At 72.0% G+C, this 19,039-nt stretch carries 27 protein-coding genes and 1 pseudogene; 15 read left to right on the top strand and 13 right to left on the bottom strand.

The annotated features are described in order from the left end of the window. Positions 1-18: 18 nt before the first annotated feature. Together KDY119_RS18980 and KDY119_RS18975 are read right to left on the bottom strand one after the other, a co-directional pair. The gene (locus KDY119_RS18980) at positions 19-786 is read right to left on the bottom strand and encodes an MFS transporter (RefSeq protein WP_227994452.1); all 768 of its coding nucleotides are present in this window, start codon (positions 784-786) and stop codon (positions 19-21) included. Continuing rightward, positions 783-1,502 (bottom strand): MFS transporter, encoded by a 720-nt coding sequence (locus KDY119_RS18975; protein WP_227994451.1) that lies wholly within the window; start codon positions 1,500-1,502, stop codon positions 783-785. The genes KDY119_RS18980 and KDY119_RS18975 overlap by 4 nt, the downstream gene beginning before the upstream one ends. A gap of 104 nt (positions 1,503-1,606) precedes the next feature. On the opposite strand from KDY119_RS18975, the gene KDY119_RS00335 reads away from it, so the two are divergent. Continuing rightward, positions 1,607-2,092 carry a MarR family winged helix-turn-helix transcriptional regulator gene (locus KDY119_RS00335; protein ID WP_153021785.1) on the top strand — a complete coding sequence of 162 codons (486 nt, stop codon included), beginning with the start codon at positions 1,607-1,609 and terminating at the stop codon, positions 2,090-2,092. A 106-nt stretch (positions 2,093-2,198) separates the two neighbouring features. Continuing rightward, the gene (locus KDY119_RS00330) at positions 2,199-3,863 is read left to right on the top strand and encodes an RNA-binding domain-containing protein (protein WP_227994450.1); all 1,665 of its coding nucleotides are present in this window, start codon (positions 2,199-2,201) and stop codon (positions 3,861-3,863) included. Positions 3,864-3,926: 63 nt separating this feature from the next. Here the strand turns inward: KDY119_RS00330 and KDY119_RS00325 are convergent, their stop codons facing one another. From KDY119_RS00325 to KDY119_RS18770, 3 genes are all read right to left on the bottom strand, one after another. Beyond that, the gene (locus tag KDY119_RS00325) at positions 3,927-4,364 is read right to left on the bottom strand and encodes a hypothetical protein (RefSeq protein WP_036955196.1); all 438 of its coding nucleotides are present in this window, start codon (positions 4,362-4,364) and stop codon (positions 3,927-3,929) included. Between the two features lie 73 nt (positions 4,365-4,437). Beyond that, the gene (locus KDY119_RS18775) at positions 4,438-5,055 is read right to left on the bottom strand and encodes a phosphotransferase family protein (protein WP_194174294.1); all 618 of its coding nucleotides are present in this window, start codon (positions 5,053-5,055) and stop codon (positions 4,438-4,440) included. Continuing rightward, positions 5,052-5,354, bottom strand: coding sequence for a hypothetical protein (locus KDY119_RS18770; protein ID WP_051136987.1), 303 nt, complete (start codon positions 5,352-5,354; stop codon positions 5,052-5,054). The genes KDY119_RS18775 and KDY119_RS18770 overlap by 4 nt, the downstream gene beginning before the upstream one ends. A 91-nt stretch (positions 5,355-5,445) precedes the next feature. Here KDY119_RS18770 and KDY119_RS00315 point away from each other — a divergent pair, with 91 nt between their 5' ends. The 3 genes from KDY119_RS00315 to KDY119_RS00305 all read left to right on the top strand — a co-directional run bounded on the left by KDY119_RS00315 (position 5,446) and on the right by KDY119_RS00305 (position 6,755). Further along, a complete protein-coding gene (locus KDY119_RS00315; protein WP_036955197.1) occupies positions 5,446-5,811 on the top strand; it encodes a VOC family protein in 366 nt (121 codons plus the stop codon). 26 nt (positions 5,812-5,837) lie between these two features. Then, complete coding sequence (locus KDY119_RS00310) at positions 5,838-6,242, top strand: ribosomal maturation YjgA family protein (protein WP_153021784.1); 405 nt, start codon at positions 5,838-5,840, stop codon at positions 6,240-6,242. An 81-nt stretch (positions 6,243-6,323) separates the two neighbouring features. Then, on the top strand, positions 6,324-6,755 hold the full coding sequence (locus tag KDY119_RS00305) for a hypothetical protein (protein WP_036955199.1): 432 nt from the start codon (positions 6,324-6,326) through the stop codon (positions 6,753-6,755). A gap of 10 nt (positions 6,756-6,765) precedes the next feature. Here the strand turns inward: KDY119_RS00305 and KDY119_RS00300 are convergent, their stop codons facing one another. After that, on the bottom strand, positions 6,766-7,146 hold the full coding sequence (locus KDY119_RS00300; RefSeq protein WP_036955201.1) for a DoxX family protein: 381 nt from the start codon (positions 7,144-7,146) through the stop codon (positions 6,766-6,768). 81 nt (positions 7,147-7,227) lie between these two features. Here KDY119_RS00300 and KDY119_RS00295 point away from each other — a divergent pair, with 81 nt between their 5' ends. Further along, a complete protein-coding gene (locus KDY119_RS00295; protein WP_227994449.1) occupies positions 7,228-8,103 on the top strand; it encodes a sigma-70 family RNA polymerase sigma factor in 876 nt (291 codons plus the stop codon). A 20-nt stretch (positions 8,104-8,123) separates the two neighbouring features. Here the strand turns inward: KDY119_RS00295 and KDY119_RS00290 are convergent, their stop codons facing one another. Then, the gene (locus tag KDY119_RS00290) at positions 8,124-9,623 is read right to left on the bottom strand and encodes an MFS transporter (protein ID WP_194174292.1); all 1,500 of its coding nucleotides are present in this window, start codon (positions 9,621-9,623) and stop codon (positions 8,124-8,126) included. Between the two features lie 107 nt (positions 9,624-9,730). Between KDY119_RS00290 and KDY119_RS00285 the strand changes: the two genes are divergently transcribed. Both KDY119_RS00285 and KDY119_RS00280 read left to right on the top strand, forming a co-directional pair. Then, a complete protein-coding gene (locus KDY119_RS00285) occupies positions 9,731-10,321 on the top strand; it encodes a TetR/AcrR family transcriptional regulator (RefSeq protein ID WP_036955203.1) in 591 nt (196 codons plus the stop codon). Continuing rightward, positions 10,318-10,848, top strand: a complete 531-nt coding sequence (locus KDY119_RS00280) for a hypothetical protein (RefSeq protein ID WP_051136990.1) — start codon at positions 10,318-10,320, stop codon at positions 10,846-10,848. Before KDY119_RS00285 ends, KDY119_RS00280 begins: the two co-directional genes overlap by 4 nt. Before the next feature lie 9 nt (positions 10,849-10,857). On the opposite strand, the gene KDY119_RS00275 is transcribed toward KDY119_RS00280, so the two are convergent. Continuing rightward, positions 10,858-11,151 (bottom strand): hypothetical protein, encoded by a 294-nt coding sequence (locus KDY119_RS00275; RefSeq protein WP_227994448.1) that lies wholly within the window; start codon positions 11,149-11,151, stop codon positions 10,858-10,860. Between the two features lie 80 nt (positions 11,152-11,231). Between KDY119_RS00275 and KDY119_RS00270 the strand changes: the two are divergent. Next, positions 11,232-11,405: pseudogene (locus KDY119_RS00270) on the top strand (DUF2000 family protein); the annotation flags it as partial. A 19-nt stretch (positions 11,406-11,424) separates the two neighbouring features. Here the strand turns inward: KDY119_RS00270 and KDY119_RS00265 are convergent. From KDY119_RS00265 to KDY119_RS00255, 3 genes are read right to left on the bottom strand one after another with little or no spacing between them, the layout of a single operon-like run. Further along, positions 11,425-11,751 (bottom strand): hypothetical protein, encoded by a 327-nt coding sequence (locus KDY119_RS00265; RefSeq protein ID WP_153021783.1) that lies wholly within the window; start codon positions 11,749-11,751, stop codon positions 11,425-11,427. Between the two features lie 25 nt (positions 11,752-11,776). Next, a complete protein-coding gene (locus tag KDY119_RS00260) occupies positions 11,777-12,112 on the bottom strand; it encodes a YnfA family protein (protein ID WP_036955208.1) in 336 nt (111 codons plus the stop codon). Positions 12,113-12,114: 2 nt separating this feature from the next. Then, entirely contained in the window at positions 12,115-13,686 is a 1,572-nt protein-coding gene (locus KDY119_RS00255) for a SulP family inorganic anion transporter (RefSeq protein WP_083891254.1), read from the bottom strand. A gap of 72 nt (positions 13,687-13,758) precedes the next feature. Here KDY119_RS00255 and KDY119_RS00250 point away from each other — a divergent pair, with 72 nt between their 5' ends. Together KDY119_RS00250 and KDY119_RS00245 are read left to right on the top strand one after the other, a co-directional pair. Further along, the gene (locus tag KDY119_RS00250) at positions 13,759-14,130 is read left to right on the top strand and encodes a MerR family transcriptional regulator (RefSeq protein ID WP_036955211.1); all 372 of its coding nucleotides are present in this window, start codon (positions 13,759-13,761) and stop codon (positions 14,128-14,130) included. A 74-nt stretch (positions 14,131-14,204) separates the two neighbouring features. After that, on the top strand, positions 14,205-14,912 hold the full coding sequence (locus tag KDY119_RS00245; RefSeq protein ID WP_036955214.1) for a VIT1/CCC1 transporter family protein: 708 nt from the start codon (positions 14,205-14,207) through the stop codon (positions 14,910-14,912). On the opposite strand, the gene KDY119_RS00240 is transcribed toward KDY119_RS00245, so the two are convergent. Next, positions 14,885-15,421: an AAA family ATPase gene (locus KDY119_RS00240; RefSeq protein ID WP_036955216.1), complete on the bottom strand. Its 537-nt coding sequence runs from the start codon at positions 15,419-15,421 to the stop codon at positions 14,885-14,887. The genes KDY119_RS00245 and KDY119_RS00240 overlap by 28 nt on opposite strands. 42 nt (positions 15,422-15,463) lie before the next feature. On the opposite strand from KDY119_RS00240, the gene KDY119_RS00235 reads away from it, so the two are divergent. Further along, positions 15,464-16,165, top strand: coding sequence for an RraA family protein (locus KDY119_RS00235; protein ID WP_036955219.1), 702 nt, complete (start codon positions 15,464-15,466; stop codon positions 16,163-16,165). Between the two features lie 145 nt (positions 16,166-16,310). Further along, positions 16,311-16,442, top strand: a complete 132-nt coding sequence (locus KDY119_RS00230; RefSeq protein WP_194174291.1) for a LuxR C-terminal-related transcriptional regulator — start codon at positions 16,311-16,313, stop codon at positions 16,440-16,442. A 21-nt stretch (positions 16,443-16,463) separates the two neighbouring features. On the opposite strand, the gene KDY119_RS00225 is transcribed toward KDY119_RS00230, so the two are convergent. After that, entirely contained in the window at positions 16,464-17,177 is a 714-nt protein-coding gene (locus tag KDY119_RS00225) for an SDR family oxidoreductase (RefSeq protein WP_227994447.1), read from the bottom strand. A gap of 115 nt (positions 17,178-17,292) precedes the next feature. On the opposite strand from KDY119_RS00225, the gene KDY119_RS00220 reads away from it, so the two are divergent. Next, on the top strand, positions 17,293-17,685 hold the full coding sequence (locus KDY119_RS00220) for a winged helix-turn-helix transcriptional regulator (protein WP_036955224.1): 393 nt from the start codon (positions 17,293-17,295) through the stop codon (positions 17,683-17,685). A gap of 146 nt (positions 17,686-17,831) precedes the next feature. Then, a protein-coding gene (locus KDY119_RS00215; RefSeq protein WP_194174289.1) for an IS5 family transposase occupies positions 17,832-18,768 on the top strand; the annotation gives its coding sequence in 2 pieces (ribosomal slippage) (positions 17,832-18,200 and positions 18,202-18,768; 936 coding nt in all). Positions 18,769-19,039: the final 271 nt, after the last annotated feature.

Here is a 19,039-nt window from a genome sequence, read left to right as displayed (position 1 = left end):
GGAGGGGGTTCGGGCGGCCTACTCGGCGATCGCCGCGACCGCGAGCTCGTCGCTCACCGCCGGCCGCGCATCCTCGACGGGGGACTGGGGCGTGCGGCCCCGCCGTGGGATGAGCAGCACGACGACCGCACCCGCCGCCGCGGCGGCCGCGCCGATCACGAAGCACAGGCGGAACGCGCCGTGCGTCGGGATCTCCGCGCCCCCGATGGCGACCGTCCGGCTCGTGAGGACCACGGCCATGACCGCGCCGGCGACCGTCGTGCCGATCGAGCGCATGAGGGTGTTGACCGACACGCTCGACGCGGCCTCGGCGGCCGGGACGTTGGTGAGGATGAGCGTCGGCATCGCGGCATAGCCGATGCCCACGCCCGCGCAGACGATGCACGAGGCCACGAGGAGCTGCCAGGGCGCGTTGGTCATGAACACGGCGACGACGTAGCCGGCAGAGAGCACGAACGCGCCGGTCGCGAGGGTGATCCGGCCGCCCAGGCGGGTGAGGAGCTTCGCGGACACCGGCGAGAACAGCATCATCATGAGGCCGCCGGGCGCGAGCCACAGGCCGGCCTGGAGGATCGTCTGGCCGAGGCCACCGAGGGCCTCGGGAAGCTCGAGGAGCTGCGGCACGACGATCGACTGCGCCATCATCCCGAAGCCGATGAGGACGGCCGCGATGTTGGTCAGCAGGACGGGGCGCTTGCCCATGGTGCGCAGGTCGACCAGCGGGTCGTCGTGACGCTTCTCGTACCAGCCCCAGAGCAGCAGCACGACGACGCCGCCGGCGATCATGGCGATCGTCGAGGCCTCGCCCCAGCCCCAGTCGTTGCCCAGTCGTTGCCCTTGGAGACGCCGACGAGCACGCCCACCAGGCCGACCGCCAGGCCGACGGCCCCGACGACGTCGATGCGCCCGGGGTGCGCGTCGTGGGTGTTCGGCAGGAAAGCGGCGGACAGCAGGGCGATCGCGACAGGGAGGACGGTCGAGACCCAGAACAGGGCGTGCCAGTCGTGGTCCTGGGCGATCCAGGCGGCGAGCGGCAGGCCGAGCGCGCCGCCGACGCCGAGCGTGGCGGAGACGCCGGCGACGGCGCCGTTGACCATCTGCGGCGGGGCGACCTCGCGCACCATCGAGATGGCGACGGGGATGTAGCCCATCGCGATGCCCTGCAGGACGCGACCGACGAGGACCATCGCGAGCGAGTCGGAGAGCGCGCAGATCAGCGAGCCGGCGACGAGGATCGTCGCGGCCGTGACGAGCACGGGCTTCTTGCCGACGAGGTCGGCGAGCCGTCCGACGAGCGGCATCGCGACGCCGCCACCGAGGAGCGTGGCGGTCACGACCCACGAGGCGTTGCTGACGCTCGTGTCGAGGAGCTGGGGCAGCTCCGACTGGATGGGGATGACGAGAGACTGCATCAGCGCGGCGCAGAGGCTGCCGAAGAGCAGCACGCCGATGACGAGCACGGCGCGGTCGTTGCCGCGCGGCGTGGTGGAGGGCGGGTTCACGGGGGCTCTCTTCCGAGGGATGTGCACGTTACACAAACGAGGGGCTCATGTATGCTACCTACATATTTGCTCGGAGCAAAGGCGCCCCGCGCGCAGGAGGAGACATGAGCGCACCCGCACAGCCCACGCGGACCCGCGGCGACCACGACGCCGTGGCGACGCCCGGTGGCCGCACCGCATCCGCACTCTTCCGGCTCGACCAGCACCGACGCGTCGCCGAGCACCACGGCCGGCTCAACGTCGCCGACGGCCGGCTCCTGTGGCTCTTCAGCGACGAGACCCCCCGCACGCTCCGCCAGATCGCCGAAGAGCTCAACCTCGAGCAGTCCACCGTCAACCGGCAGGTCAACGCCGCCCACCAGGCCGGGCTCCTCGAGCGGCGGCGCGACCCCGAGAAGGGCGCGTACGTGTTCGAGGCCAGTGCGTCCGGCCTCCAGCTCTTCGAGGACGCGATCGCCCGCACGCTCGGCCAGTACGACGCCGCCCTCGCCGCCCTCGGCGACGACGACGCCGAGCAGCTCGTCGCGCTGCTCGGACGGTTCGTCGCCGCGTACGGGGAGGTCGTCGAGGGCACCGCCCCCCGCCGGTAGGACCGGAGCATCGGCACCCCGGGCGCCGCGCCATAGATATACATAGGTCCCGCAGCCCACATGGCCCCACGTTGCAAGGTCCATAGTTATGAACAACTATGGACTCGTGACCCCCGACGAGGTGCGACAGCTCGCCGCGCACGGTGAGACATTCAGCGTGGAGTTCAAACGGGACAAAGGGCTGAGCGACACCGACATCGTGGAGGCGGTGGTCTGTCTCGCCAACGGACAGGGTGGCCAACTCCTTGTCGGCATCGAGGACGACGGACGGATCACCGGGCTCGCTCCACGCCACGGCAACCGCACCGACCCCGACAAGCTTCGTGGCCTCATCCTCAACAAGACAGAGCCTCCGACCGCGACCACGGTCGAGCTGGTCTCCGTCGACGGCCTTGAGGTCGCAGTCATCCAGGTCAGTCGAGCCGAATCGCCCGTCGGCACCAAGTCGGGGTTGTTCGTGCGCCGCTCCACCAAGTCAGACGGCACTCCTGAGTGCGTTCCATATCGCGCACACGAGCTGATCTCCGCGGGATTGAGCGCGCAGGGCCGTGACTACGCAGAGGCGCCAGCCCGGGGACTGACAACGGACGACCTCAGCGCCCAGGAGTTCGACCGGTTTCGACGACTCTGTGCAAGCGGCAAGGGTGACCGCGGACTTGCGTCAGCCGGGGATGAGGAGATCCTGCGAGCACTTCGCGTCGTGCGTCCCGATACCGGCGAGCTGACCCTCGGAGCCGCACTGCTCTTCGGTACCGAGAGAACGCTCATGGCTCACGTGCCGACAGCCGAGGTCTTGTTTCAGGAACAGCGCGACGGCCGGATTTCGACGAACCAGGTGTTTCGCTATCCTCTCCTGCGCGCCGCGGACCACATCGAGGAGCTCATCAGCGTCCGGAACTCGGAACAGGAGTTGATGCTCGGCCTCTACCGAGTTGGCATCCCACGCCTTCCTGCGACGGTCGTCCGCGAGGCGGTCGCCAACGCACTGGTCCACCGTGATTACGCCGAGCTGGGCCCCGTGAGCATCCAGCTCTCCGACGACCGCCTCAGAGTTGCCAGCCCGGGAGGCTTCCCTCCTGGCATAACGCTCGCGAACCTCCTTGATGATTCCAAGCCGCGCAGCGTGATCCTCGCCGAGGCCTTCAAACGCGCCGGCCTCGTCGACCGATACGGCCGCGGCGTGCCCGAGATGCACCGCGAGCTTCTGAGGCTCGGCCGCAGCGTTCCTGATTACTCGGCCACAAACGACAAGGCGGTCATCCTCACCGTTCCTACGAGCGACTCGGACATCGAGATGGTGCGCTTCGTGATCGAGCGCGAAGAAGAAACGGGGACGCCACTGCCGCTCCGTCATCTGCGGGTGCTTCATGAGCTCAAGGCCGCCGGCCACGCGTCCCTCGCCGAACTTCTCGACACCCTCGATCTCACCGGTTCTTCGCTGCGTGACGACCTGACACGTTTGACGGAGGCCGGCCTGGTCGAGACCCGAGGCTCCGGGCGCGGACGCCAGTACTACCTGACGGCCGCTTTCTACCGGTCTGCACAGGCCAGCGCGTACGTGCGGCTCCAGGACACCGAGCCCATCCAACAGGACCAGATGGTGCTCGCATACGTAGACCGGTGGGGAAGCATCACACGCGCGAAGACTGCTGAGCTGTGTCGCCTCACACCGCTCCAGGCACGCACTGTCCTCAAGCGACTCGTCGACACCGGCCAACTCGAGCTCCGAGGTGAGCGGCGCGGTTCCCACTACGTCCGCAACGCTCCTTGAACTGCCGCTGTCCGACAACGAAGGAGGCCACCGACGTCGGTCAGATGATTCGCGACGCTCTCCTCAGGTCCGCAGGACGCTCTCGTCCTGCGTGAGCTCCCGGTCGACGACGACGGCGCCACCGACGAGCGCGGACCGCACCGCCTCGACGTCGGCGCCGTCCTCGGACGCGAGCACCACCGCGGACGTACCTCGCACCAGCGCGTCCTCGATCTCGTCCGCGACCCGCCAGTCCATCCCGAGCTCGAGCTCGAGGCCCCCGCCCGCCAGGTAGGCGGTACCGCGCGACGAACCGAAGCCCATGCCGACGATCCCCTGCAGGTAGTCGCGGCCCACCTCGCGCATCGACGTCCGGCCCTCGTGGAGGGTGAGCGTGGGGTGCTTGTCGGCGTCCGTCCAGGTGACCACGCCACGCCGGACCCCGGGCCGGTCGGGCAGGACCCGAGCAGCCTCACGCGCGCCGTCGGGCGTCTCGAAGCGCCAGACCGTCAGCCAAGCCATGCCGTCACCCCTGTGTGTCGTCGTGCGGTCCATGCGGCCACCTCGCCCAGCCTGTCGGACGTGACGCCGCAGGTCAACGGACCCGCCGCGGCCTCGGCACGTCGGGCACCTCCGAGCGCAGCCGGGCCGGGAGCCGGTCCGTCGCACGCGAGACCGCACGTCCGACCTCCTCCTCGGGACGACCGTGCAGCACCGCGAACGCCACGACCGTGAGCGGTGCGACGGCGTGGAACAGCGCCGCTCGCGAGACCGTGCCCGGGTCGGCGAGCGCAGGCGCGAGGTCCCAACCGTGCCATCCGGCGAGGCTCGCGACGTCCTCGGCGGGGTCTTCGATGCTCGCGAGATCCCAGTCGAGCACCCCGACGACGCGCCCGCCGTCCCACAGGACGTTGGCGCCCGCGAGGTCGCCGTGCCCCACAGCTCTCACCGGGACACCGACGGCCGCGAGCCGGTCGACGGCGTCCTGGGCAGGGGCGCGGAGGGAGGAGGGCAGTCGCGGGACGACGTCCTCCGTGAGCACGTCGTACCAGCGATCGCCGCCGTAGAACGCGCGAGGGCGCGCAAGCAGTCCGCCGAAGACGGCGGGATCGAGCGCGTGGATCGCGGCGAGAAGGCGGCGCAGCTCGACGGGGTCGGCCCGACCAGGCTCGTGCGGCAACCCCGGAAGACGTCGGACAGGGACGGCCGTCACGCCGTCGTGCACCGTGGCCACCCCCACCGAGCGCGGCACCGCGAACGGGAGGGGGGCAGGGCGTCGACGACGCTCTGGGCGCGCAGCAGCTCGGGTGCGGCGTGCGCGTCCCGGGCGACCCGGACCGCGGTGTGCTCCCCCAGGACGACGAGCGACGACGAGCCCGTACGTACCCACGACGCCGTGGCCGCGCGTGCAGGGTCGCCCGAGCTCGTCAGCAGGTCGTCGACGAGCGCCCGGACCGTTTCGACGTCCGGTTCGCGGAATCTGGTCTCGGCACGCTGTCGCTCCGACGTCATGCACCCACCCTACGAAGGGACGCGTCGGGCAGGTCTTCGGCAGCGAGGGCTCGCGACGTGGAGCCTTGACACGCCTGGGACCGTGGGAGGCATGACGCTCACGTTCAGCGGTGCGGTGTTCGACAGCGCGGACCCGGCGGTGGTCGCGGACTTCTGGGCCCAGGCCCTGGGGTGGTCAGGTCGCGAGTCCGGCGACCGTGGTGAGGTGGTGGTCTACCCGCAGGAGGGCGAGACCGTCCTCGGCCCGCCCAGCCTCGTCTTCCAGCCCGTACCCGAGGGCAAGGCCGTGAAGAACCGTCTGCACCTGGACTTCGGCTCGGCCGACCAGGGCGCCGACGTCGCGCGGCTCGAGGCGCTCGGGGCCCGGCGCGTCGACGTCGGGCAGGGCGACGACAAGACGTTCGTCGTGCTGGCCGACGTCGAGGGCAACGAGTTCTGCGTCCTCGACGGTGAGTGAAGCACCGAGGTAGCTAGGGTCGGCGGATGCGTCCCCGCCTCGCCCTGGTCCTCCTCGCCGCCGCGGTGGTGGTGACCGGCCTCGGTGCCCGCGCGTTCCTGCCCACCGCCCTGGGCGGCCCGGCGGGCGACGCGCTGTATGCGACGTTCGTCGTCGTGCTGGTCGCGCTCGCCCGCCCGACGGCGCACGCATGGGTCCCGCCCGCGCTCGGGTTCGCGCTGTGCGTGCTGGTCGAGCTGTTCCAGCTCACGGGGGTGCCGGCCACCCTCGCCGAACGCTGGGCCCCGGCCCGGCTCGCGCTCGGCACGACGTTCGCCGCGACCGACCTGCTCCGCTACGCGGTGGGCGCGCTCCTGGGAGGGGCGGTGTGTGCGCTGGTCGATCGGCGTGACCGGTCACGGGCCCGTCACCCCGGGGCCGCACCAGGGTAGGGCACGGGCGCGAGCGGGTGCGGCACCCCAGGAAGGTGGGACCAGCGCCGGGAGTCCCCGGCCCACCCGAAGGAGCCCGCCATGACCACCGTCCGCTTCCACCTCACCTCCGCGCTCAGCGCCACCGAGCTCATGGAGATCCTCACCGACTTCAGCTCCGCCCGCCCCGACGCCTGGCCCAGCATCGACGCCGACCACTTCGAGGTCCACGCGATCGGCGACGACTGGGCCGAGGTGACCGAGGGCACCGCGTCCGCCTGGGAACGGGCCCGCTACGACTGGGACGTCGAGCGCCGTCGCGTCGTCGTCACCACGCGGGACTCCAAGGTCTTCGGCCCCGGCGGCGGCTGGACCTTCCAGCTCACCCCCGAGGACGACGGCACGACCCGCATCGACGTCGAGCTGACCCGCGAGCCCGAGGGGGCCAAGCGCAAGCTGCTGGCAGCGCTGCTGCCGCTCGTGGCGCCGTCGTCGTTGCGCAAGTCGTTCTCCCGGCCGCTCCAGGCCGCGTGACCCCGCCGCCTCAGCCGAGGGGGGCCGGCCCCAGCCGGCCCCACACGACGAACACCGCGAGCGCCAGGTAGAGCAGGTTGAGGAGCGCGTGCGCCGGCTCGCCCCGGCGCACCTCTACGATCGCGGCCCCGACCATCACGAGCCCGAGCCCGACGGCGGCCGCGGGGACCAGCGACGTGGCCACGCCGACGAGCCCCGGAAGCACGAGGCCGACCGCCCCGAGGACCTCGAGCCCGCCGAGCGTCTTGACGAAGCCCTGGTCGAAGTCCCCCACCCAGCCTCCACCGGGCGCTGCGAGGAGCTTGTCCCGCGCCATCACGATCTTGTTGGCCCCGGCGAACGCGAACACCGTGGCCAGCACCCCGGTCACGACCCACACCGCCACGTCCATCTCGTCCTCCCTCTCGGTTACCTCGGCCCCCACGGGCCCGTCATCCCCCACGACGGCACCGAGTGAGGGAAGGTAACTGACGTGGACCAGGGCAGGTCGCACGGCGGGACGGTCGTGGAGGCGTTCGAGCGGGAGCGGAGCCGGCTGGTCGCGGTCGCGCACCGCATGCTCGGCTCGCGCGCCGACGCCGAGGACGCCGTCCAGGAGGCGTGGCTGCGGCTCAGCCGCCAGGACGCGGGCACGATCGACAACCTGGCGGGTTGGCTCACGACCGTCGTCGGGCGGATCTGCGTCGACGCGCTCCGCGCGCGCCGGACGCACCCCGAGAGCGGCACCGCGGACCTCCCCGAGCTCGTGGTGACCGAGGACGACGACGACCCCGCCGAGGACGCTGCGCTCGCCGACTCGGTGGGGCTCGCGCTGCTCGTCGTGCTCGACACGCTGCGGCCCGACGAGCGGCTGGCGTTCGTCCTGCACGACATGTTCGCGGTGCCGTTCGACGAGATCGCCTCGGTCCTCGACAAGTCCACCGACGCGACGAAGATGCTCGCGAGCCGGGCACGGCGCAAGGTCCAGGGCACGCCGCACCCGTCCGACCGACGACGGCAGCGCGCGGTCGTCGACGCGTTCCTCGCGGCGTCCCGTGCAGGCGACTTCGAGGCGCTGCTGCGCGTGCTCGACCCGGACGTCGTCTGGACGACGCACACCTCGCACGGGACCACGGTCCGTCTGGGCTCCACCGAGCTCGCGCGACAGGCGGTGCGCGGGAGGGATGCGCGGGTCACGGGGCGGCGGGTGCTCGTCGACGGCGAGCCCGGGATCATGACCTGGGGTCCGACGGGCAAGCCGCTCGGGCTCATGGCCTGCACGGTCGTTGAGGACCGGATCGTCGAGGTCACGTCCGTCCTCGACGCGCGGGTCCTCGCGGCGATCGACCTGCCCCCGCAGGAGGCATGACGGCGGGGTCGGGCCTGGGGTCAGCGCCGTCGTCGGGCGGCGAGCGCCATCTCCACGATGGTGAGCGCGCCCGCGACGAGCACGACGACCGCCACGATCCGCAGGGCCGAGCAGGCGCCGGAGGCGTAGGCCGCGAGGACGGCGTCGTGCCGGCGCGGGGCGCCCGCGAGCGCTTCGGCGACCGTGCGCGGCACGTCCCCGCGACCCTGACCGGCGCTCCGCGAGAGGTGCTGGACGAACCCGGACGTCAGGAGCGTCCCGATCACGGCGACGCCGAGCGCGCTGCCCAGCTCCCGGGTGGTCGCCTGCAGGCCGCCCGCGACGCCGGCCCGGTCCCGCGGGAGGGACTCCGTGATCGCGGTCGTGAGCGTCGGGAGGGCGAGCGTCGCCCCCGCCCCGACGACGACGAGCCAGCCGGCATAGGCGATGTACGCGCCGTCGACGGCGGTGGCGAGCCCACCGAGGCCCACGCTCACGAGCAGGAAGGCCACTGCGAGGACCATGCGCTCCCCGAACCGCGTACCGAGGAGCAGCGGAAGGCTGAGCGGGACGACGCCGAGGCCGGCCTGGAGCACGGAGAGCCCATGGACGTACTGCAGCAGCGAGGCGTTGACGAAGAACAGCCCGAACATCCCGAAGAAGACGATGAGCATCCCGAGGCAGGCGGCGCGCAGGCGCGGCGCGGCGAACAGGCGGGGGTCGAGCAGCGGCTGCTCGACCCGGAGCTCGACGGCGACCCAGACCGCGAGCAGGACGGCGGACGCGACGAACGCCCCGACGACCAGCGGGCCGCCCCAGCCTGCTTCGGGGCCCTGGATGATCCCGACGAACAGCGCGACCGAGGCGAGCGTGAGGAGGGCGGTGCCGGCGGGATCGAGCGGGCGCTCGTGCCGTGGGCTGCGGGGTGCGACGCGCGCGACCCAGAGCGCGCAGGCGAGCCCGACGGGCACGACCGCGGCGAACAGCCGGCGCCACGACCCGACGGTGAGCACGGCTCCGCCGCCGACGTTGCCGACCAGGCCGCCGAGCCCCGACATGGCGGCCCAGACGGCCAGCGCACGCGGTCGACGCTCGGGCGGGACGGCGTGCACGAGCACGGCCAGCGCGTTCGGCAGCACGCACGCGGCGCCGACGCCCGTGACGACGCGGCCCACGAGGACCAGCCCGACGTCGCCTGCCACCGCGGACGTCGCGGCCCCGACGGCGAACAGGCCCAGCCCCGCGAGCAGCACGCCCTTGCGACCAGCGCGGTCGCCGAGAGCCCCGGCCGGGATGACCAGGCACGCGAACAGGACGACGTAGGCGTCGACGATCCACAGCAGCTCGGCCGCGGTCGGGTGGAGCGTGCTCGCCGCGAGTCCGGGCACTGCGAGGTTCACGGACGCGACGAACCCGACCACGAGGATCGTGCACGCGCAGACGCAGGCCAGCACGGCGCGCTCGCGTGCAGGGCGCGGGAGCGCCGTGCGCTCGACGGGTGGGCCGATCCGGCCGCTGGCTCGTGCGACGACAGCACGCATGGGTGTGGTCCCCTCCGGCCCGGACGGGCCTGCCTAGTTTCTAGTCATGGTGTCCAGAAACCGACGCTAGCAGGAAACGAGACACGGTGTCCAGGTAGGCTGCAGGGGTGAACGACGAGCACGCGCGCACGAGCCCCGGCGGACGCCCGCGCAGCGAAGAGGCGCGCACCGCCGTCCTGCACGCCGTCGACGACCTCCTGCTCGAGGTCGGCTACGCGGCCATGACCATGAAGAACGTCGCCGAACGGGCCGGCGTCTCGCGCCAGACCGTGTACCGCTGGTGGTCCACCAAGGCCGAGATCCTGCTCGAGGCCACGGCCGACGACGCCCGCGAGGAGCTCACCGTCCCCCACCGCGACGACCCCGTCGACGACGTCGCCGCCTACCTCGAGGCGCTCGAGCGGTTCCTCGCCGAGTCCGGGACGGGGGCGGGATACCGGGCGCTCGTCGGCGAGGCCCAGCACGACGCCGCGGTCGCCGAGCTGCTCCGGACGCACGACATCCTCGGCGACAGCGCGCGCGTCGTCGTCGCGCGGTCCCTGGGCGACCTGCTCGGGGACACCTCGCCCGACGACGCGGCCGCGCGCCTCGTCGGGCCCACGTTCTACCGGGTGCTGACCGGGCGGGCGGGCGGCCACCCGCACGCCGAGGCCGAGTCGTTCGTCCGCGACCTCCGAGCCCGGCGGGCGGACGCATGAGCGCCGACGCGAGCGAGCGGGCCCAGGGCGCGCCTCACGACGCACTCCCCGAGGGCACCGCAGAACGGCTGCGCGAGCGCGTCTACGTCGCCTTCGTGAGCCTCGCCGTGGTCCTCACGCTCAACACGCACGCCGCCCACCTCGACGCGGGACGGGCCGCCGGCACCCTCGTCGTGACGGCGCTGGGCACCGTCGCGGCCGCGTTCGCCGCCGACCTGATCTCCCACCTCGCGGTGCACGGCACCCTGCCGGCCCGCTCCGAGCTCCGCCTGATGCTCCGCGTCAGCTTCGGCGCCCTCGGCTCCGTCGTGGTGCCGCTGGTGCTGATCGGCCTCGCCGGGGCAGGCGCCTGGAGCGTGACGGGTGCGCTGACCGCCGCGGCCGCCGTGCTCACGGCGACCCTCGGCGTCGTCGGCTGGATCGGCGTCCGACGGACCGGCCTCACGGCCCTGCAGAAGCTCGCGGCGCTCGGCGCCCTGGTGCTGCTGGGGGTCGTCGTGGTCGCGCTCAAGCTCCTCGCCCACTGACGGCCCGGCTCACGCCCCGTCGTCCCCCACCCGGGTCCCGAGCTGGGTCGGGTTGACGAACCGCAGCGCCACGATCAGCAGCACGAGCATCGAGCCCGTGTAGATCGTCGCCATGGCGTCGACCGACTGGTTGGCCCGGATCCCCGGGATGCCGTAGGTGATGGGCGGGACGAGGATCGGCAGAACGAACAGCACCAGCAGGAACCGCTTGCCCGGGAAGTCGCGCCGCGCGAGCGCGTACGACGCCGGCACCCCGATCAGCACCGACAGCGCGATCACGACGACGGCCACCTCGATCGTCACGAGCAGCACCGACGACAGCCCGAACTGGCTCCACGCGTCGGTGTACCAGTGCAGGGTGAAGCCCTCGGGCAGCCACGTGGGGACTCGCCGTCGCCGTCTACACGCGCGACATGTTCTCGACCGGGCACGACGCGGCGAACCGTGCCGTCGTCGAGGCCGTGCCCGGCGCGGAGCTGGACCTCGTGGGGCTCGGCGTCCACGGGCCCAGGAACGCCGTCGACAAGATCCTCAAGGGCGCACGCCTGCACCCGTGAGACGCCACCGGGATCCGGCTCAGCCCGGGTACAGGCCCGTCTTCGTGGCCTGGAACGCGCGTGCCCGACGGCGCGTCTCGCCCAGGACCACCCAGGACATGTGGGCCGCGCACACCACCGCGGCGACGATCACGATCCCGAGCGCGACGTTCTCGTCGTCGGACACAGGGAAGACGTAGGCCAGGAGGACGGCCGCGACGAGGATCACGCCGTTGATCAGGGCCGTGCGGAACATGAGCCTGGAGAACCGGCGCGCCGCTGCTCCCGGGTCGTCCGGCGCCGCGGCCGGCGGGACCGGGCTCTTCTCGTGCGGGATCCGCACCTCGCCGTCGGGGTAGAAGGTCACGCGCCGACCGTACACGGGCGCGGGCTCACGAACCCCGTGGCGCGTACATGATGACGGCGGCCCCCGCGAGGCAGATCAGCGCCCCGACGACGTCCCACCGGTCCGGCCGGTAGCCGTCCACGACCATCGCCCACGCGAGCGAGCCGGCGACGAAGATGCCGCCGTACGCGGCGAGGATGCGGCCGAAGCTCGCGTCGGGCTGGAGCGTCGCGACACAGCCGTAGAGGCCGAGCGCGATCACGCCCGCCCCCACCCACGCCCAGCCACGGTGCTCCCGCAGGCCCTGCCACACGAGCCACGCGCCGCCGATCTCGAACAGCGCGGCGACGACGAACAGGACCACCGAGCGCGCGACCGTCATCGCTACCCCTCCCCTGCGCCCACCAGGTTGCCCGACAGGCGCTCGTGCCGGGCGGCCGAGTCGTCGTTCATCCCGACGATCTCCAGCGTCTTGCCCTTGGCCTCGTACTTCGTGCGGACGGCGTCGAGCGTAGCCACGGTGGACGCGTCCCACACGTGTGCGTCGGACAGGTCGACGACGACGTGGGCGGGGTCGGCGTCGTAGTCGAACTGGTGCACGAGGTCGTTGGACGACGCGAAGAACAGCTCGCCCGTCACCTTGTACTCGCGACGGTCGGCGTCGTCGCCGTGGTCGGTGCGGGTGACGGCCGTCAGGTGCGCGACGCGGCGCGCGAACAGCACCATCGCCGCGAGCACACCCACGACGACGCCGTACGCGAGGTTCGACGTCGCCACGGTCACGGCGACCGTGAGCACCATGACGAGGGTCTCCGACCGGGGCATGCGGCGCAGGGTCGAGAGGCGGATCGAGTGCCAGTCGAACGTCCCCACGGACACCATGACCATGACGGCGACGAGGGCCGCCATGGGGATCCGTGCGACGACGTCGCCGAGCCCGACCACGAGGACCAGCAGGAACACGCCGGCGAGGAAGGTCGAGATCCGGGTCCGAGCTCCGGAGACCTTCACGTTGATCATGGTCTGGCCGATCATGGCGCACCCGCCCTGTCCGCCGAAGAGGCCGGTGACGATGTTCGCGACCCCCTGGCCCCAGGACTCGCGGGTCTTGTTCGACGGGGTGTCGGTGACGTCGTCGACGAGCTTCGCGGTCAGGAGCGACTCGAGCAGCGCGACGAGCGCCATCCCGATCGCGTACGGGGCGATGATCCGCAGCGTCTCGAAGGTGAACGGCACGTGCGGCACCACGAGCGACGGCAGCGAGTCGGGCAGCGCGCCCTCGTCGCCGACCGTCGGCACGTCGATCGACGCCGCGAGCGTCACCGCGGTCAGCAGGACGATCGCCACGAGGGGCGCGGGGACGACCTTGGTCCATCGTGGCACCAGCACGATGAGGGCGATCCCGACGGCGACCATCGGGTACACCGCCCACGGCACGTGCAGGAGGTGCGTGAGCTGAGCGAGGAAGATGAGGATCGCGAGCGCGTTGACGAAGCCGACCATCACCGACCGCGGGATGAACCGCATGAGCCTCGCCGCGCCGACGAGGCCGAGGGCGACCTGGACGACGCCGGCGAGGATCACGGTCGCGATCAGGTAGTCGAGGCCGTGCTCACGCACGAGCGGCGCAGTCACGAGCGCGACGGACCCGGTGGCCGCGGAGATCATCGCCGGGCGGCCCCCGACGAACGCGATGGTCACGGCCATCGTGAACGACGCGAACAGCCCGACGCGCGGGTCCACGCCCGCGACGATCGAGAACGCGATCGCCTCCGGGATGAGTGCCAGGGCGACGACGAGGCCGGCCAGCACCTCGGTGCGGAGCCGGCGGGGCGACCGCAGCGCGGTGCGAACCGACCAGGCGGCGTCGACCTCGGGTGGCCCGGGGGCGGCCGGGACGGCAGGGACGTCGTCGGCGGCCGGAGCAGAGGGCGCGGGATTCAGGGGGGTGGGCACGTGTGGCAACTCTACCCTGACGTGAGGGTAGGGTTGGCCGCGGCACCCCGGCGACGCGAGAGACTGGCAGGCATGGACTCCCCCACGACGATGCACATCGGCACGGTGGCCGAGCGCACCGGCCTGTCGTTGCGCACGCTGCGCCACTACGACGAGGTGGGGCTCCTGCGCCCGTCCGCGCGCACCGAGGGCGGGTTCCGGCTCTACACCGAGCGGGACGTCGAACGGCTCCTGCTGATCCGGCGCATGAAGCCGCTCGGCTTCAGCCTCGAGGAGATGGCCGGGCTCCTCGACGTCACCGACCGGCTCGAGGCCGGCGACGACGACGAGACCCTCCGGACACGGCTGCAGGAGTACGTCGCGTCGGCCACGGAACGTCGGGCCGACCTCGCCCGCAAGCTCGCCATGGCGGACGAGCTCATCGAGCGCCTGACCACCCTCTGACGCACGGCACTCCGCCGGGCACGCCCCGGCGCGCCGTGCCACACTGCGGCGATCAGCGCGCAGCGGAGGCGAGCGTGGACGGGACGACGACGCAGGACGGTCGGGCACCAAGGCGGGCCTGGTCCGTGGACGCCGCGACCCTGCGGGCGTTCGTCGTGGACGCGAACGACGGGATCGTCGCGACCGCCGGTCTCCTCGAGGGCTTCGCCGGTGCCGGGGCGTCGGACTCGGTCCTGCTGCTCGCGGCGTCGGCGGCCACGATCGCCGGGTCGCTCAGCATCGGTGGTGCCCGCTGGGCCGAGGAGGCCGCGGAACGCGACGCCCAGCTCGTGCTCGCCGCCGAGGAGGCCGCGCAGCTCGCCGCCAACCCCGACGACGAGATCGCCGAGCTCGCCGCCTACTGGGAGCGCAAGGGCCTGACGCCGGCGTTGGCGCTCGAGGTCGCCCGACAGCTCAGCGCCAAGGACGCGCTCGCCGCCCAGCTCGAGTCCGAGCACGGGATCGCGTCGATCCCGTACGTCGCGTCGACCGTGCGCGCCGGCGCGCTGGCGGCCCTGTCGTTCCTCGTCGGGGCGCTCGTCCCGCTGCTCGTCACGACCCTCGTGCCCGGGAGGATCGAAGCCTGGGCGATCCTCGCGGCCGTCGTCCTGTCGCTCGGCCTGACGTCCGTGGTGGCGTGGCGGTCCGGGCACCTGTCGTTCCCGCGCGTCGTCACCCGGGCGCTCACGGTGGGCGTCGGGACGGTCCTCGTCGGCTACGTGGCCGGCTCGTTCCTGCTCTGAGAGCCGTCGACGACGACGAGCGGCCCCTCCTCCGGCGTCGGGACCTGAAAGCCGTCGAGGTACGCGAGCGCCCGCTCACGCGGGACGACGACGTCGTTCCCGGACGAGTGCCGCCGGTTCGCGAGCCGCGCCAGCACGACGTCGCGCGGCGTGGCCAGGTAGTGCACGACGGGCACGACGCCCTCGGGAGCAAGGACGCGGCGGTAGACGTCGCGCGAGTCGCGCGACCAGAACGACGTGTCGACGACGACGGCGTCCCCCGCGCGCACGCGCTCGACGAGCCGGCGCTGCAGGTCGGCGTGCACCACCGCCGCGACGTCGGGGTCGAGCGGGTGGTCGCGATGCCCGAGCCGCCACGCCTCCTCGTCGAACGACAGCCGCACGTAGCCGGCCGCCTCGAGCGAGCGGGCGTGCGTCGTCTTGCCCGCACCCGCCGGCCCGCAGACGAGGACGACGCGCGGGGCGGGGCGCTCGGCGGGGACGGGGACGGGGACGACCGAGTCGTTCACCGCCCCATCGTCCCAGGCCAGGCGACGTGCCAGGATCTCCGTATGGACGCAGCGACCCTGCAGACGACCTTCGTCGACCTCAGCACCCCGCACCTCGCCGACGCGTGCCTGCGCCTGCGGATCCCCGTCCGCTGCGCCCCGGCGCGCGTCCGCCCGCTCTGGTCGGGCGTCCACGTCGCCGGGCGCGTCAGGCCGACCCAGCACTGCGGCAGCGTCGACGTCTTCCTCGAGGCCCTCGAACGATCCGACCCGGGGGACGTGCTCGTCGTCGACAACCAGGGACGCGAGGACGAGGCGTGCGTGGGTGACCTCGTTGCGCTCGAGGTCGCGCGGGCCGGCCTGGAGGGCATCGTGATCTGGGGTCTCCACCGGGACACGGCCCAGCTCCGGTCGATCGGCCTGCCGGTGCTCAGCGAGGGCGCGTACCCGAACGGCCCGGAGCGGCTCACTCCTCAGCCCGCCGACGCGCTCGACGTCGCGCAGGTGGGCGCGCACACCGTGACCGCCGAGGACCTCGTCGTCGCCGACGACGACGGCGCGATCTTCGTCCCGCTCGGCCGCGCCAGCGAGGTGGCGGAGGCCGCCGCCCGGATCCGCGACACCGAGCTGGCCCAGGCTGCTCGGATGGCCGACGGGACGAGCCTGCGCGAGCAGACCCGGTTCGCCGACTACCTGGCAGCCCGGGCCGACGGCGTCACGTTCCGCCAGCACCTGCGGTCCCTCGCCGCGGCGATCGAGGAGTGACCGAGACCCCACCGGTCCCACTTCGCGATGGTGACCGTCAGGTCGTGAGTCCCTCGGGCCAGGGTGACCGCCGGGACCTCGCACGCGAGCCGCACCGGGTCGCATCGCGCGCGCACTTTTCGTCGTCTGCCCGGCCGCCCAGGGCTTGTCGAACAAGGAGATCGCGGACCAGATCTACTTCTCGCACCGCACCGTCCAGGCGCACCTGCACCGGGCGGTCACCAAGCTCGGTGCCACGCGGCGGTCTCAGCTCGCGGCGGCGCTCGCCGCTGAGTAGGCGCCGCGGTGACGACGCCGGTCAGGCGTACCGCGCCCCACCTTCGACGTGGATCGTCTCTCCCGAGACGAAGCCGGCGCCGATCAGCCAGAGCGCGGCGTCGGCAATGTCCTCACGTGTGCCGGCGCGTCCTGCGAGGTTCGACTTCGCAGCGTCGGCAAGGAGATTCTTCTTTGCCTCGTCGCCCAGCGCGTCCCATGTGCCGGAGTCGACGATGCCTGGGGAGATCGCGTTGACACGGATCGGCGCCAGCTCGTGGGCGAGGTGGGTAGCGAGGAACGAGACGGCACCGTTGGTGACACCCATGACCGTGAACGGCGGTGCCGGCGACCAGGCGGCTACGCCTGAGAACAGCACGATCGACCCGGTCGGTGGCATCCGGGGTGCGAAGTGCTTGGCCACGAGCAGCGGACCGATCACCTTCGCGTCGAAAGCCGCGACGGTCTCACTCTTGTCGAGGTCGGTGACGGGAACGTTGTGGTGCGCGGACGCCGTGATGACGACGTGGTCTACCGACCCGAGGTCGGCGGCGGCCGCGGCGATGCTCGCCTCGTCGGTGACGTCGATGCGGATCGCGGTCGCGTCCGCCAGGGTGTCGGCGGCCGCACGCGCCTGATCAAGGGCCCGCGCACCGACCACGACCGAGGCGCCGGCTTCGGCCGCCTTCCGCGCCACGGCCTCGCCGAGGTACTTCGACCCGCCAACCACCAGCACCCGCTGTCCCGTCAGGTCCATGCCCATCTGCTCTCTCCGTCACTCGCTCCAGGTCCAGCGACAGGCCTGTCGCCGCACACCGCTCACGGTATGGTTTGGATACTGGTTACTTCAACGAAACCGGCTGAGGGACACGATGAGCAAGGCCTACGACGTGATGGCGGCGAGTTGTCCGAGCCGCACCGTGCTCCACCGCATAGGCGCGAGATGGACGATCTTCGTGATCACCGCGCTCGCCGATCGGGGCGGCCCGATGCGCTTCACCGAGCTCAAGCACCACATCGAGGGAATCACCCCGAAGGTCCTCACCGAGACCCTGCGCGCACTGGAGACGGACGGCCTCGTTCTCCGCACCGATCGCGGAGGCAACCCGCGCCACGTCGAGTACGCGCTGACAAAGCTCGGGCACTCACTCCAGGTGCCTCTGAGCGCAGTCCGCGAATGGGCCGAGACTCACGTCCCCGAGATCCTCGAGGCACAACAACGCGCCGCCGGATCAGAAACGGGCGCAGCTGGGACACATCACTAGGCCCCGCGCATTGCGCGAAGGCCCGCGGCCCAGGCTCTGGCTCTGGCTCTGGCTCTGGCCAACCGTCGTTCGTCAAGTACACCGGGGGCGCTCGGACTAGGGCGTGTCTCCAATGTCTGCGGTGAGGCTCGCGGCACGATTGGCGGGTGAGTTCGTCGCGGTTCGAGTCGTTGACCGATGCGCAGTGGGCGCGGATCGGCCCGTTGCTGCCCTCGAACGTCGGGAAGCGGGGTCGCCCGCTCGCGGACAGTCGGATGGTGGTGGACGGGATCATCTACCGGTACCGGGCCGGGGTGCCGTGGCGGGACGTGCCGCGTGAGCAGTTCGGGCCGTGGAAGACGGTGTGGAAGCGGTACCGCCGGTATACGAAGGACGGGACCTGGGACAAGGTGCTGCAGGCCCTGCTCGCTGATGCCGATGGGCGGGGTCTGATCGACTGGACGGTGTCGGTGGACGCCACGATCGCCCGCGCGCACCAGCACGCCACGAACACCACGCGCCCCGAGCAGGACACGGGGGGCCACGTCGAATCACACGCCCGTCCCTGACGGGTTCGTCCACAGCCCGCTCGGCGGGGCCCGTGAACCCGCAGGTCACGGGATCGGGCGGTCCCGGGGCGGGTTGACCACGAAGACCCATGTCGCGGTCGACGGCGGCGGGCTGCCGCTGGCCGCGGTCGTGACCGGCGGGCAACGCAACGACGGGGCGATGCTCGCGGCGGTCCTCGCGGACATCCGGGTCCCACGGTCGGGTCCGGGCCGTCCGCGCACCCGACCGGACGCCGTGATCGCTGACCGGGCCCACACCTCCGGGGTCAACCGGCGCATGCTCGCCGGTCGTGGCGTCAGAGCCGTGATCCCGCAGAAGCGGGACGAGATCGCCGCCCGCAAACGCAAGGGCTCGGCGGGCGGGCGCCCGCCCGGCCTCGATGCCGAGACCTACAAGGGCCGCAACGTCGTCGAACGCCACTTCAACCACATCAAGCAGTGGCGCGGTATCGCGACCCGCTACGACAAGCTCGCGATCACCTACCGCGCCGCCTGGGTCCTGGGCGCATGCCTGGCCTGGTCACGCATTTTTTAGGAGACACACCCTTGATCCCCGTCGTGCGAGGCTTTGACGCGTAGCCATTCCTCGCAAAACGAGCATATGGTGTCATAACCTCAATTGTCGGCTCGCCACCAGGCTCCCGTCGATCTTTCGCGACCTCTGAGGGACCCAACTTCCCCTGGGGGGCGGGGCAGGCAGATGGTTTGGTGGACTGTGCGAACAGTTGACAACCCGCAACGGTGCTGTAGGTTGAACGAACGCGAGAACAGGAGACTCGTCGCATGCCCACACGTAGTTCAAAGAT

The organism is Luteimicrobium xylanilyticum (assembly GCF_009429125.1).
Lineage (GTDB): Bacteria > Actinomycetota > Actinomycetes > Actinomycetales > Cellulomonadaceae > Luteimicrobium > Luteimicrobium xylanilyticum.
This window is presented reverse-complemented; position numbering and strand designations above follow the sequence as displayed.